The following is a 12,890-nucleotide window of genomic DNA, read 5'->3' as shown; positions in this document are numbered from 1 at the left end:
TGGACGTTTAGACTGCCCACGATGAGCGGGGACGATCGGGAGCTGTTGCGCCACCACGGCGACGTGGACGCGGCGCGTGGGCTCGCCGACTTCGCGGTCAACGTGCGGCTCGACCGGCCGCCGCGGTGGCTGCGCGACCGGCTCGCCGAGGCCCTCGACGACCTCGGCTCCTACCCCTCGGCCGACGCCGACGAAGCCGCCCGCCGCGCCGTCGCCGACCGGCACGACCGGCACCCCGACGAGGTGATGGTGCTGGCCGGAGCCGCCGAGGCCTTCGCGCTGCTGCCCGCGCTGCGCCCGAGGCTCGCCGCGCTGATCCACCCGTCGTTCACCGAACCCGACCTCGCCCTGCGCACGGCAGGCGTCCCGGTCCGGCGCGTCCTGCTCGACGCCGCCGACGGCTACCGGCTGCGCGCCGAGCAGGTTCCCGACGAGGCCGACCTCGTCGTGCTCGGCAACCCCACCAACCCGACCTCCGTGCTGCACCCGGCCGAGGAGATCCGCCGGCTGCTGCGGCCCGGCCGGACCGTCGTCGTCGACGAGGCGTTCATCGACGCCGTCCCCGGCGAACGCGAATCCCTCGCGCACCTCGCCGACCCCGGGCTGCTCGTGCTGCGCAGCCTCACCAAGATGTGGGGCCTGCCCGGGCTGCGCGCCGGATACGCGCTCGGCAGCCCGCAGCTGCTCGCCGAACTCGGCCGCGCCCGTCCGCACTGGCCGGTCAACTCGCTGGTGCTCACCGCCGTGCAGGCCTGCTGCGAACCGCGCGCCCTCGCCGAATCCGGCAGCGCCGCAGCGGAATTCACCGAGAACCGGGCCTCGCTGATGGACGCGCTCGACGGAGTGTCCGGCGTCGAGGTGGTGGGCGCGGCCCGCGCGCCGTTCCTGCTGCTGCGGGTGCCCGACGGGCAGCGGGTGCGGGAAGAGCTGCGGGAACGCGGGATCGCGGTCCGCCGAGGGGACACCTTCCCGGGCCTGGACACCGACCACCTCCGGGTCGCCGTCCGGGACCCGGAACAGAACTCGTTGTTGGTCAAGGCTTTTCAGGATGTCGTGGAACGTGGGTGAAACGGTGCGGATTCGGGACGTGATCGGCGCGCTGGAGAAGGCGTACCCCACCGGACTCGCCGAGGACTGGGACGCGGTCGGCCTGGTCTGCGGCGACCCCGACGCGGTCGTGCAGCGCGTGCTGTTCTGCGTCGACCCCCTCGAAGCCACCGTCGACGAAGCCGTCGACTTCGGCGCCCAGCTGCTCATCTCGCACCACCCGCTGCTGCTGCGCGGCGTCCACGGCGTGCCCGCCGACGACCACAAGGGCCGTGTCGTGCACCGGCTGATCCGCTCCGGCATCGGCCTCTACTGCGCCCACACCAACGCCGACAAGGCCAACCCCGGCGTGTCCGACGCCCTGGCCGGAGCCCTCGGCCTGACCCGCACCCGGCCGCTGATGCCCGTCGCGCCTGACGCCGACACCGGCCTCGGCCGCATCGGCGAGCTGCCGCAGCCCGAACCGTTCCGCGACTTCGTCCGCCGCGTCGCCGACGGCCTGCCCACCACCGCGTGGGGCGTGCGCGGCGCGGGCGACCCCGACCGCGAGATCCACCGCGTCGCCGTCTGCGGCGGCGCGGGCGACTCGTTCCTGACCGCTGCCGCCGAAGCCGGCGTCGACGCCTACGTCACCGCCGACCTGCGCCACCACCCGGCGGGCGAGCACCTCGCGCAAGCCGACGTGCCCGGCACCACCGTGCCCGCGCTCGTCGACGTCGCGCACTGGGCCAGCGAATGGCCCTGGTGCCAGCAGGCCGCGGACCTCGTGTCCGCCGCGCTGCCGGATACAGTCGAAGTCCTCGTTTCCACCCGACGCACCGACCCGTGGACCGTGCACGCCGGTGCGACCCCAGACCCAGGGAGGGCGCTCGCGTGAAAGCCGACCCCGCCGTTCAACGACGGCTGCTCGATCTCGCGGAAGCCGACGCGGAGCTCAACCGCGTCGTGCACCGCAGGCGCACGTTGCCGGAACTCGAGCAGATCGGCGACGCCGAACGCGAGGTGCAGACCAAGCGCGACGAGCTGGTGGTCGCCCAGACCGCGTTCAACGACCTCGACCGCGAGGTCAAGCGGCTGGAGAACGAGGTCGACAACGTCCGCAAGCGCGAGGCCCGCGACCGGGAGATGATGGCCGCCGGCGGCCCCGCCAAGCAGCAGGAGGAGCTCGAGCACGAGCTGCAGACCCTCGCCCGGCGCCAAGCCGTCCTGGAGGACGAGCAGCTGGAGGTCATGGAGCAGCGCGAAGCGCTCGAGACCAACGTGACCAAGTCCGCCGAGGCCGTCTCCGACGCCGAGCAGCGGCTCGCCGACATCCAGAACCGCCGCGACGAAGCCCTCGGCGAGCTCGACACCGCCGAAGCCCGCCGCCAGCAGGAACGCGACATCATCGCCAAGGCCCTGCCCGACGACCTCGTCGCCCTCTACGAGCGGGTGCGCGCCCAGCGCGGCGTCGGCGTCGGCCTGCTGCAGGGCGCCCGCTGCGGCGCCTGCCGCATCGAACTCGACCGGCACGCTCTCAACGAGGTCCGCGAAGCCGCCGCCGACGACGTGGTCCGCTGCGAGGAGTGCGGCGCGATCATGGTCCGGGAGAGCAAGTGAAGGTCATCGTCGAAGCCGACGGCGGGTCCCGGGGCAACCCCGGGCCCGCCGGCTCCGGCGCCGTCGTGCTCGACGCCGGTACCCGCGCCGTCCTCGCCGAACGCGCCATCGGCCTCGGCGAGACCACCAACAACGTCGCCGAGTACCAGGGCCTGATCGCCGGGCTGCGCGCCGCCGCCGAGCTCGGCGCCACCGAGGTCTCGGTGCGGATGGACTCCAAGCTCGTCATCGAGCAGATGGCCGGGCGCTGGAAGGTCAAGCACGCCAACCTCCAGCCGCTCAACGCCGTCGCCCGCGAACTCGCCGCCGACTTCCGGCACGTCGACTACGAGTGGATCCCGCGCGCCGACAACGCCGCCGCCGACAAGCTCGCCAACGACGCCATGGACGGCAACACCGTCGAGACCGGAACGGCCGAATCCGAGCAGGTCAGCGAAGCCGAGAGCGCCTCGGCCCGCAGCCGCCCCTCCGGGTGGCAGAACCTGCGCGGCGCCCCCACCAGGATGCTGCTGCTCCGGCACGGCCAAACCCCGATGTCCGTCGACAAGCGCTACTCCGGCCGTGGCGACGTCGAACTCACCGACCTCGGACAGCGCCAGGTCCACGCCGCCGCCAAGCGCCTCGCCGCCATGGACGGCATCGTCACCTCCGACGGCGCGGCCCCCATCATCGCCTCACCGCTCACCCGCACCCGGCAGAGCGCCCAGGCCGTCGCCGACGCCACCGGGAGCGAACTCGAGTTCCACGACGGGCTGCTCGAAACCGACTTCGGCGACTGGGAGGGCCTCACCTTCCTCGAAGCCGCCGACAAGTACCCCGAGCTGCACCGGAAGTGGATCGGCGACCCGACCGTCGTGCCGCCCGGCGGGGAGAGCCTCGCCGCCGTCCACCAGCGCGTCACCGCCGCCCGCGACGACCTCCTCCAGCGCTACGCCGGGCGGACGATCATCGTCGTCAGCCACGTCACGCCCATCAAGTCCCTGCTGCGCATGGGCCTCGACGTCGGACCCGAGGTCTTCTACCGGCTGCACCTCGACCTCGCGTCGCTGTCGATCGTCGAGTTCTACCCCGACGGCAACGCCTCCGTCCGGCTCGTCAACGACATCTCCCACTGGGCCTGAACTCCCGCCGGGCCTGAACAGGCCTGGCGGGAGAGCCCCGCCCACCCGGCGGTAACATCGACGGAGCGGAAGAGCCGGTCGAGTGACCGCGGCGGGCACGACCCGTCGAGGAAAGTCCGGACTCCACAGAGCAGGGTGGTTGCCAACGGCAACCCGGGGCGACCCGCGGGACAGTGCCACAGAAAGCAAACCGCCCGGCGCACGCGCCGGGTAAGGGTGAAACGGTGGTGTAAGAGACCACCAGCACCTCGGGTGACCGAGGTGGCTCGGTAAACCCCACCCGGAGCAAGGCCAAGATGGGCGTCTCGGCGCCCGCGCGGACGATCGAGGGTTGCTCGCCCGAGGTTCGCGGGTAGGCCGCATGAGCTCGTCGGCGACGGCGGGCCTAGATAGATGGTCACTGAACGGGGTTGGTCGTGAGGCCTCCCGGGAACAGAATCCGGCTTACAGACCGACTCTTCCGCTCTCTTTTCTTTTGGTTTTGCCTGGTCCTCGGCTTCTTTGGGGTTCTTGGCCGTCTGTGTCTTGGGTGGTTTCGTTGTACTGACAACTACTCTGTGGTCTTTTTGCTTGGCGGTGCGGGTAGCGGAACCTGAGCGGCTCTCTGGCTCCGGGATCCGAGGCTTATGTATGCCAATACACGACACGTCGGCTGTCCTCCCCAGAGAGCCGCTCAGAACCCGCGGCGGTGCCAGCGCCTTAGGTGGGGTACTGCGAAACCGGCTTCGCCGGTTGCCTGACGTTGGTTCTGTTGGTTCTTTCGTCGCAACGTGTTTCGGCTTTTTGGTCTAGGTGGTGTTATGCATGCCCTGGGGGGAACTGTTCGTGTTGGGGGCGTTACCCTGATTCGTGCGCGCCAAGATCACCTCGTTCTTTCGGGTTCGGCGATCACGTCGAGTGATCCAGTCGGGTGCTTCCTGGCGCGATGTGCGGAAATCCACTGGACCACCGCGATGTTCACGGTGCGTTACGAAGGGGCTCGCAAGCGGGTGAACAGCCACGAGATCCAGGCTCGAAACCGGCCTCCTGAGCGCCGATTCCGCGATGACCAGCCGGTGGTGGCTTGCTCGAATGGCCTATTCGCCGCGTGATGGCCGGAACGCCGTCCCGCTGTAACCCGCCACACCCGAACTCGCAACCACTACTTCTGGTGACCATGTCATGTTCTACTCGTATCTGCGCGTTGCGGATCACCGCCACGCGTTGAGGTACCGGCCCGCCGACACTCCGCGTACTCAGGGGTAAAGAGATGACCGCCATGCCGCTGGACACACTGGCGCACCTGGACGTACTCGCCCAGCAGACTCAACTGGGCACCGAAGGCATTCGCGGTTGGATCCTGAACAACCTGCTACCGCTGCTGCTGCTGACCGTGGCGATCCTGCTGCTGTGGCTCGGTGGCGGCAAGGGCGACAACGCGGGCGTCATGCGCCGGCTCGGCGGCGTCCTCGTCGCCCTGGCCATCGTCGGCATCGCGGTCACCAACGCGGGCATCGACATCGGCACCTTCATCGCACAGCTCTTCAGCACCAGCGGGTGATGCCCAGTGCGGATACGCACCGATGACGAGGTGTACCGGGTCGACGCCGTCTGGCTCGGGCCCCCGAAGGCGACCTTCCCGTGGCGCGCGCGCTACGTGGCCTGGGGCGTCGGCACCGCGCTGTTCCTGCTGATCCTGTTCATCGAGCGGCAGGTCAACATCGGGTTCGGCTTCTTCTCCACGGCCTGGGCGCTGGTGATCACCGTGGCGCTGACCAGGCTGATCTGCGGGAAGATCGGGCACGAGCGGCCGCTCGGCGCCGTCATGCAGATGTGGGCCCGGGAGCTGACCGCACCCCGCGAGCAGTCGCAGGCCACCGGGGGAGCGGCCAGCGCCGCCCGCGTCCGCGTGCGCCGGCGTCGCCCCGTGCCCAAGAACAAGCGCTCCCGCCGCGGACAGCAGCGGCAGGGGCAGCCCCAGCGGTCCCAGCGGCAGACCCAGCGGCAGTCGCAGACCCGGAGGCAGCAGGGCCGGCAGGCGCAGCAGCAGCGCACCGCCCGGTCCACCCAGCAGGTCGGAAGCAGGCGCACCCGTAGCAAGGAGGTTCGCGGTGTTCGGTCGCCGTCGAGGCGGTGAGCAGCAGCCGCAGCAGGTACCCCGTGGCTCCAGCGGCAAGATCCGCGGAGCCAAGGGCAGCGGCAAGCCGCGCAAGCGCGCGCGGGGCCTGGGTGACGAGCAGTCCATCCCGACCTACACGCCGTCGATCGCCGCGCGCACCATCGACGGTCACCTGCTGCGCACCGGCCAGGACGTCTTCGCCTGGTACCGGCTGTCGCCGCAGCGCTGGTCCTTCCGCTCCGACTCGCAGCGCCAGGACCTCGTCGCCGCCATCGCGGGCCAGTACGCGGAACTCCAGGGGCGCTGGCTGCACCTGCGGGTCACCAACCGGCCCTACCCGATCCGGATGTGGGCCGAGGCGCACGTGCACAACGCGCGCAACCCGCTCCCGGACGCCGACGGCGCGCTGAGCTTCGACGACTACATGGTCGGCGAGCAGCAGCAGCTGATGGGCCGCTCCATGGCGGAGAAGGAGGTCTACCTGGGCGTCCAGGTCCAGACCCGCAACGTCGTGGACCGGGCCGTGGAACGCGCCGCGCCGCTGCTGCAGAAGGTCTTCCCGGAAGCCGTCGACGCCGAGCTCATCGCGCTCGACAGCGAGATCGAGCACCTGGACCAGGTGATCGGCTCCGCGGGCCTGGACGGGCGACCCGTCACGGCCGAGGAGATCTCCTGGCTGATGCACCGGTCCTGCTCGCTCGGCCTGCCCGCCCCGCGCAACCTGCCCGCCGTGCCGGGCGCGCCGTGGGAACCGGAGGACCTCGCGTCGTTCACCGACGCCTCCGACATGCACCAGGACCCGTACTCGCCGACGGTGACGGTGCGCGGCCGCACCGGCTCCAACGCCGGCGTCACCCGGCACGTCGCGGTGCTCACCGTCGGCCAGACCCACGGCCTGCAGATCCCGGAGATCGACGACCCGTGGATGCAGCACTCCGACCGGCTGCCCGCCCCCGTCGAGTGGTCGGCGCGGATCTACGTCCGCCGACCCGAGGACGTCAGCGGTGAGCTGCAGCGGCAGATGAACAAGGTCCGCTCCCAGGTCCGGCACTACACCGAGGAGCACGGCCTGGAGCCGCCGACCTCGCTGGCCCGCCAGGCCGGCCGGGTGCTGGAGATCGACGACGAGATGACCTCCGGCTTCACCGCCCTGGCCACCCGGGTCAAGTCCTGGTGGCGGATGGCGGTGTCCGGGCCGACCGAGCGCGACGCGCTCAAGCTCGCCCAGCAGATCCTCGACCTGTACAAGCCGAAGGTCGCCGTCGAGCACCCCGAGGCGCAGTACGCGATGGCGCGCGAGTTCATCCCCGGCGAGCCGCTGGCCAACACCGCCTACCTGCGGCGCGGCTCGGTCGTGTGGGCCGCCTCGGCGGTCCCGCAGGCCACCGCGGAGGTCGGCGACCGGCGCGGCATCCTGCTCGGCGAGACCTGCACCGCCACCCGGCGTCCCGTCGCCTGGGACCCGTGGATGGCGCAGGAGGTCCGCGACGCCTCCGGTCTCACCGCCATGGTCGCCGGGCTCGGTGGCGGCAAGTCGTTCCTCGGCGGCGGCATCGTCTACAAGACGCTGCGCTCCGGGGCGCACTGGACGCTGCTGGACCCGTCGGGCCCGCTGTCCGAGCTGTGCAACCTGCCGGAGATCAAGCCCTACGCGCGCAACATCAACCTCCTCAACGCCCAGCCCGGCATCCTCAACCCGTACCGGGTGGTGGCCGAACCGGAGCTGGAGCACTTCGTCGACGAGGACGACCCCGAGCGCGGCTGGAGACGCGAGCGCGCCCTGGCCGCCGCCACCAGACGACGCCTGGTGCTCGACGTGCTCACCGGCCTGCTGCCCTACGAGGTCGCGAAGCTGCCGCAGACCCGGATCGTGCTGCTGCGCGCGGTCCGCGCCGTCGGCGGCCGAGTCGACGCCCACCCCGGCATGGTCTTCGAGGCGCTGCGCCGCGACGCCAGCGAGCACCACGAGCACGCCGTGGTCGTCGCCGACTTCCTCGACGAGATCCGGGAGCGGATGGCGCTGCTCATCCCGGAGAACGACGCCGACCCCTACTCCGAGACCCGCGACGACCGGCTCACGGTGCTGACCATGGCCGGGCTGACGCTGCCCAAGGACGGCGTCGGCCGCGAGCACTGGACCGACGCCGAAGCGCTCGGCGTGGAGATGCTGAACCTGGCCGCGTGGCTGACCCAGCGCTCCATCTACGAGCGGCCCAAGGGCGAGCGCAAGGGCGTCTGGATCGACGAGGCGTTCTTCCTCTCCGAGGTCCCGACCGGTCGCGTGCTGATGAACCGCTTCGCCCGCGACTCCCGGAAGTGGAACGTGCGAGTGCTGCTGTCCAGCCAGATCCCGGCGGACTTCCTGCGCATCCAGGGCTTCGTGTCGCTGCTGGACTCGGTGTTCATCGGCCGCCTCGACGACGAGCAGGCCCAGGCCGACGCGCTGCGGCTGCTCAAGGTGCCGGTCGACGCCGGCTACGAGCAGGTCGTGGCGGCGCTGGGACGGCGACCGGGCCCGGCCCGCAACGCCACCCAGCGCGACAACTCGCCGCGCCAGTTCATCTTCGGCGACGGCGCGGGCGGCGTGGAGAAGATCCGCATCGACTTCTCCGGCCCGCACCTGGAGCACCTGCGCAACGCGCTCGACACCACCCCGGCGTCCGAGCCCGACGCCGAACCGCGCGCCCTGGCGCCCGCGGTCGGCGGCGACGGCGCCAACTCCGACTCCAGCGCCTCGGCGCTGAACCCGGCGGAGGACGACTACGGGGACGACTTCGAAGCGTTCGACGAGCTCGAACTCGAAAGCGTCGGCATCGGTTTCGATGACGGCACCGAGAGCTCGACCCGCCGGCCGGGCGAGCGGGGTGGGGACGACGCGCGGTGAGCGGGGCGGTCTTGGGCGTCGTGCTGATCGCCGCTGCGCTGGCGGCGGTGATCGGCACGCTCGTGGTCAATCGCCGGACGCGGTCGGCGGAGGTGCTCACCCCGCGACGCCGTAAGGCGTACCTGCTGGTCGCGGGCCTGCTCGCGGTGCAGTCGCTGATGGCGGTCCCGGCGTGGGGCCAAAGCCTGGACTGCAAGGAGGCGCCGAACCCGGAGCGCCCCGGCTCGGGCATGGTCGGCGCGCTGGACCCGGCGCCGATGGGCGCGGGCAACCCCGGCAGCGCCTACGACGAGGTCGGCTACGCCGGTCTCATCTGGCACACCTACGACCTCGGCTGCGGCCCGCAGGGCGTCACCAACCCGGACGCGTTGGTCGACACCTGGGTCGGCAACGAGCTGTTCAACCTCGCCAAGAACCTGGTGGGCGCCACCAACGGGCTGCACTACGCGCTGCTCAACGGCGACCTGATGGACCCGCTGGACGACGTGATCGCCACTGGCACGGTCGCGCTCTACGACAGCGTGTTCGCGCCCTGGTTCGGGCTGGTCGCGCTGGTGCTGGCGGTCGTGCTGTTCCGCTACATCTGGCAGGGCGACCTGGCCAGCATCGGCAAGCGCGGCATGTGGGCGCTGGCGGGCCTGTGGTTCGCCTCGGCGACCTACCTGACCCCGCTGGTCTACACGCACGCCCTCGACGAGATCGTGATCACCGGAACCTCGGCCGTGCAGGCCGGTTTCCTGCACGAGGTCGGGGTGGACGAGGCCAACGCGCTGCCGACGCTGCTGCACGACCAGGTCGTCTACCGCAACTGGCTGCGCGGCGAGTTCGGCTCGCCCGACACCCCGCAGGCCCAGCAGCTCGGCCGGGAGCTGCTGCGCGCCCAGGCGTGGACCAAGCAGGAGGTCAACGCCGGGGCCGACGCCGGTTCGCCGGAGCCCAAGAAGCAGGCGTTCGAGGACGTCGCCGGCAAGATAGGCAGCTCCTACGGCTACTTCCAGGGCATCGACGGCAGCCGCGTCGGCGCCGGTGTGCTGGCCAGCGTCCAGTCGCTGGCCTACGCCTCGTTCCAGCTGCTGGCCAAGGCCACCATCCTGCTCGCCCAGGTGCTGCTGCGGGTGCTGATCCTGGCCGGACCGCTGATCGGCCTGGTCGCGCTGGTCTACCACCAGATCCTGCGGCTGATCGGCCGCGTCGCCGGGGCCGCGGTGCTCAACGTCGTGCTGGTCTCGGCGATGGCCGGGCTGCACACCCTGATCCTGACCTGGATCTTCGACCCGACGCGGGGTTTCTCGGCGCTCACCCAGATCCTGCTGGCGGCGTTGATCACCATCGTGTTCCTGCTGATCGCCAAGCCGGTCCGGCGGCTCACGCAGATGGTCGAGCTGTCGGTGGGCACGGTCGGGCGCGCGGTGCCGCGCTCGCCCGGCGGGATCTTCGCCCGCTTCGGGCGTCGCGGCGAGAACCCGACCGGCGAGCAGTTCTGGGACCAGGTCCGCGAGAACGACCCGGACGCCGCCTACGGCGGGGACCGGCCGGGCAGGAAGCGCCCGGAGGCGCTGCTGCCCGCGGTCGCGCAGCGCCTCGACCGCGACGACGACGCGGCGCAGGGCGCGCTGCCGACCGGTGGCCCGTCCGGCGGGACGACCGCGGGCGCGCTGCCGTCCGGCGGGGCCGGACCGCGCCGGCCGGGCGGGATGCAGGGCGTCCCGGAGGCGCGCACGGCCAGTCGGGTGGTCGATACCAACCCGGTGGCGGATGCCAAGTGGGACGGGAACGACGAAGATCCGGTGTTGATCCCGTCGCGCGCGACGGTGGAGCGGGTGTCGGACCAGCAGTCCGGGACCGACTCGCCGCGCCTCGCCGAGCGCGAAGTCGTGCAGGGACGTCCGGTGCACGTGATCTACCGGCCCTCCCGGGGGCTCGAGGTGGCCGATGGCGACCAGATGAGGGGGAGCTGATGCCGATCCGGACGCACCGCGGGAGAGCCGCGGTGTACCGCAGGTTCTGGGGCTGGCCGCTGCGCTCGCCCAAGCACCTGGCGGTCGCGCTGGTCGTGGTGGGCGCGGCGGCGACGGTCGTCGGGCTCCTGCTGCCCGAACCCCCGCCGAGCCGCAACGAGGCCGCCGGTGGCGGTCGCACCACCTCCTACGAGCTCCCGCCGCAGCACTCGGCCGTGGTGCCCACGACCGCCAAGCCGCCGACGATCTCCGTCCCGCAGGGCGGTCCGACGCCGACCGCGCCGGACCCCGCGGGCGTCGCGATCGTCGAGAAGTGGGGCGAGGCCTGGGTGAACCACCCGGTCGGCGCCGACCGGCAGCAGTGGCTCGACGGCCTCCGCCCGCTGACCACCGACGAGTTCCTCACCGAGCTGTCCACGGTGGACCCGGTGAACGCGGGCAACGTGATCACCGGCGCGCCCGCCGCCACGAGCTCCACCGAGGGCTCGATGGTCGTGCGGCTGCCCACCGACATCGGCGTTCTCAACGTGACCGTGAACCGGACCCCGGCCGGCTGGCGGGTGGCTCAGTACGACAAGGAAGGTTGACGATGCGCAAGCTCGTGGTCGCCCTCATCGTGCTCGCGGGTTTCGCAGGAATGATCGGTCTCGGCGTGCTGACGATGCTGATCAGCAGCAGCGGCGGCAACCAGGGCTGGTCCAACTGCAGCGCCGACCTCGGACCCTGGGGTGACGGCGCCGGGCGCGGCGAGAGCGACGCGGGCACGCTCAACCCGGAGTCGGTCGGCCTGGCCAAGCGCATCATCGACGTCGGCAAGCAGCGCGGGCTCCCGCCGCGCGCCTGGCAGATCGCCATCCAGGCGGGCAAGACCGAGTCGAACCTGGCGAACCTGACCCACGGCGACCGCGACTCGCTGGGCATCTTCCAGATGCGGCCGTCGATGGGCTGGGGCACGGTCGCGCAGGTCACCGACGTCGACTACCAGATCAACAAGTTCTACGACGTGCTGCTGGCCGTGCCCGGCTGGGAGGAGCTGCGGCCCGGCACCGCCGCGCAGCGCGTGGAGCGCTCGGCGTTCCCGCTGCGCTACCACCGCTGGGAGCCGATGGCCGCGCACCTGGTCAGCGTCGAGGGCAACGTCCCCGGCATCACCGGCTGCGACGACCTGCCGTCCTCCAGCGTGCTGGCCGGGCAGGCGCTGTCGTTCGCCAAGGCCCAGATCGGCAAGCCCTACGTGTGGGGCGCGGCGGGCCCGAACACCTTCGACTGCTCGGGCCTGACCCAGCAGGCGTGGAAGGCCGCCGGGGTCGAGATCCCGAAGTACTCGCAGACCCAGTACTTCCAGGGCGGGGTCCACGTGCCGCTGGCGCAGGCCCAACCGGGTGATCTCGTGTTCTGGGGTTACGGCCGGGATCCGCACGGAATTCACCACGTCGGGCTCTACCTGGGCGACGATCAGCTCCTGCACGCTCCGCAGCCGGGGGAATCGGTCGAGGTCACGAAGCTGTGGGACGGCGGGCAGCTGCTGCCGACGGTCGTGCGGCCGGCCGCGGACACGCCCGCGCCTCCGGGCGCGATACCCGCCGCAGGCGGCGCGCGGTAGGTCACAATGGCGTCGGCCTGCTGAAACTCCGGAAGGGTTGCACATGTTCACGCCGGACCCGATCCCGCGGCCGACCGGTCCGCCCGCGTCGAGCACGCCGCTCGGTGACTACCTGAACCAGTCGCCGCCCGGAAGTTCGTCGGGTTACGCCGTGTTACCGCGATCGCTCGCCGAGGCGATGCCCCTGCCGTGGCAGCAGCAGATGCGCAACCTGCTCGCCGAGTTCCACCAGGCTTTCGGGCACGTGCAGTGGCCCGTCTACCGCGTCGTGCCGTCCCGCTACGAGCGGCTGGCCAACCTCGACGACGACCAGCTGGCCGAGGTCGGCTGCACGGTGGAGGTCGGCGACGACGGCGAGCTGGAGTACCGGCTGCGCGACGGTCGCCGGATCGAGAACCCGGAGGAGCACCAGGTGCTGGTGTCCTGCCTGGACCCGATCCCGCCGCGCGGCACCCAGCCGCCGGCCGCGCCCCCGCCGCCCGCCTGGTGATCGCACTCCCGGTGACGGGCGGGTGACCGCGTTCGGACATCTCGGTCGTTCCCGCTCCGCAGGCGTGACAGGTCGGCGTCGGCGTGCGAG

The 12,890-nt window shown here is 71.6% G+C and carries 11 protein-coding genes and 1 other RNA gene; all 12 read left to right on the top strand.

The annotated features are described in order from the left end of the window. The first annotated feature begins 21 nt into the window (after positions 1–21). The 12 genes from cobC (at position 22) to BM424_RS20840 (ending at position 12,800) form a co-directional block, all read left to right on the top strand. Positions 22–1,068: an Rv2231c family histidinol phosphate aminotransferase CobC gene (gene cobC, locus BM424_RS20895; protein ID WP_093420775.1), complete on the top strand. Its 1,047-nt coding sequence runs from the start codon at positions 22–24 to the stop codon at positions 1,066–1,068. Continuing rightward, positions 1,049–1,924, top strand: coding sequence for a Nif3-like dinuclear metal center hexameric protein (locus BM424_RS20890; RefSeq protein ID WP_093420772.1), 876 nt, complete (start codon positions 1,049–1,051; stop codon positions 1,922–1,924). The genes cobC and BM424_RS20890 overlap by 20 nt, the downstream gene beginning before the upstream one ends. Beyond that, positions 1,921–2,646, top strand: a complete 726-nt coding sequence (locus BM424_RS20885) for a zinc ribbon domain-containing protein (RefSeq protein ID WP_093420770.1) — start codon at positions 1,921–1,923, stop codon at positions 2,644–2,646. Before BM424_RS20890 ends, BM424_RS20885 begins: the two co-directional genes overlap by 4 nt. Further along, positions 2,643–3,767: a bifunctional RNase H/acid phosphatase gene (locus tag BM424_RS20880; protein WP_093420767.1), complete on the top strand. Its 1,125-nt coding sequence runs from the start codon at positions 2,643–2,645 to the stop codon at positions 3,765–3,767. Before BM424_RS20885 ends, BM424_RS20880 begins: the two co-directional genes overlap by 4 nt. A 70-nt stretch (positions 3,768–3,837) precedes the next feature. Further along, an RNA gene (gene rnpB, locus BM424_RS20875) (RNase P RNA component class A) lies at positions 3,838–4,230 on the top strand. Positions 4,231–5,016: 786 nt separating this feature from the next. Then, entirely contained in the window at positions 5,017–5,307 is a 291-nt protein-coding gene (locus BM424_RS20870) for a hypothetical protein (protein WP_093420765.1), read from the top strand. Between the two features lie 6 nt (positions 5,308–5,313). Continuing rightward, a complete protein-coding gene (locus tag BM424_RS20865) occupies positions 5,314–5,883 on the top strand; it encodes a hypothetical protein (protein ID WP_093420762.1) in 570 nt (189 codons plus the stop codon). Further along, positions 5,858–8,749, top strand: coding sequence for an ATP-binding protein (locus tag BM424_RS20860; RefSeq protein WP_175548197.1), 2,892 nt, complete (start codon positions 5,858–5,860; stop codon positions 8,747–8,749). Before BM424_RS20865 ends, BM424_RS20860 begins: the two co-directional genes overlap by 26 nt. Then, positions 8,746–10,707, top strand: coding sequence for a voltage-gated chloride channel family protein (locus BM424_RS20855; protein WP_245776014.1), 1,962 nt, complete (start codon positions 8,746–8,748; stop codon positions 10,705–10,707). Before BM424_RS20860 ends, BM424_RS20855 begins: the two co-directional genes overlap by 4 nt. Further along, a complete protein-coding gene (locus BM424_RS20850; protein ID WP_093420759.1) occupies positions 10,707–11,294 on the top strand; it encodes a hypothetical protein in 588 nt (195 codons plus the stop codon). Before BM424_RS20855 ends, BM424_RS20850 begins: the two co-directional genes overlap by 1 nt. A 2-nt stretch (positions 11,295–11,296) precedes the next feature. Beyond that, positions 11,297–12,310, top strand: coding sequence for a C40 family peptidase (locus tag BM424_RS20845; RefSeq protein WP_093420757.1), 1,014 nt, complete (start codon positions 11,297–11,299; stop codon positions 12,308–12,310). Between the two features lie 151 nt (positions 12,311–12,461). Continuing rightward, positions 12,462–12,800 carry a hypothetical protein gene (locus tag BM424_RS20840; protein WP_245776013.1) on the top strand — a complete coding sequence of 113 codons (339 nt, stop codon included), beginning with the start codon at positions 12,462–12,464 and terminating at the stop codon, positions 12,798–12,800. Positions 12,801–12,890: the final 90 nt, after the last annotated feature.

This window comes from Saccharopolyspora flava (assembly GCF_900116135.1).
GTDB classification, from domain to species: Bacteria; Actinomycetota; Actinomycetes; order Mycobacteriales; family Pseudonocardiaceae; genus Saccharopolyspora; species Saccharopolyspora flava.
Note: the sequence above shows the minus strand (reverse complement) of the source record. Positions and strands in the feature narration are given on the sequence as shown.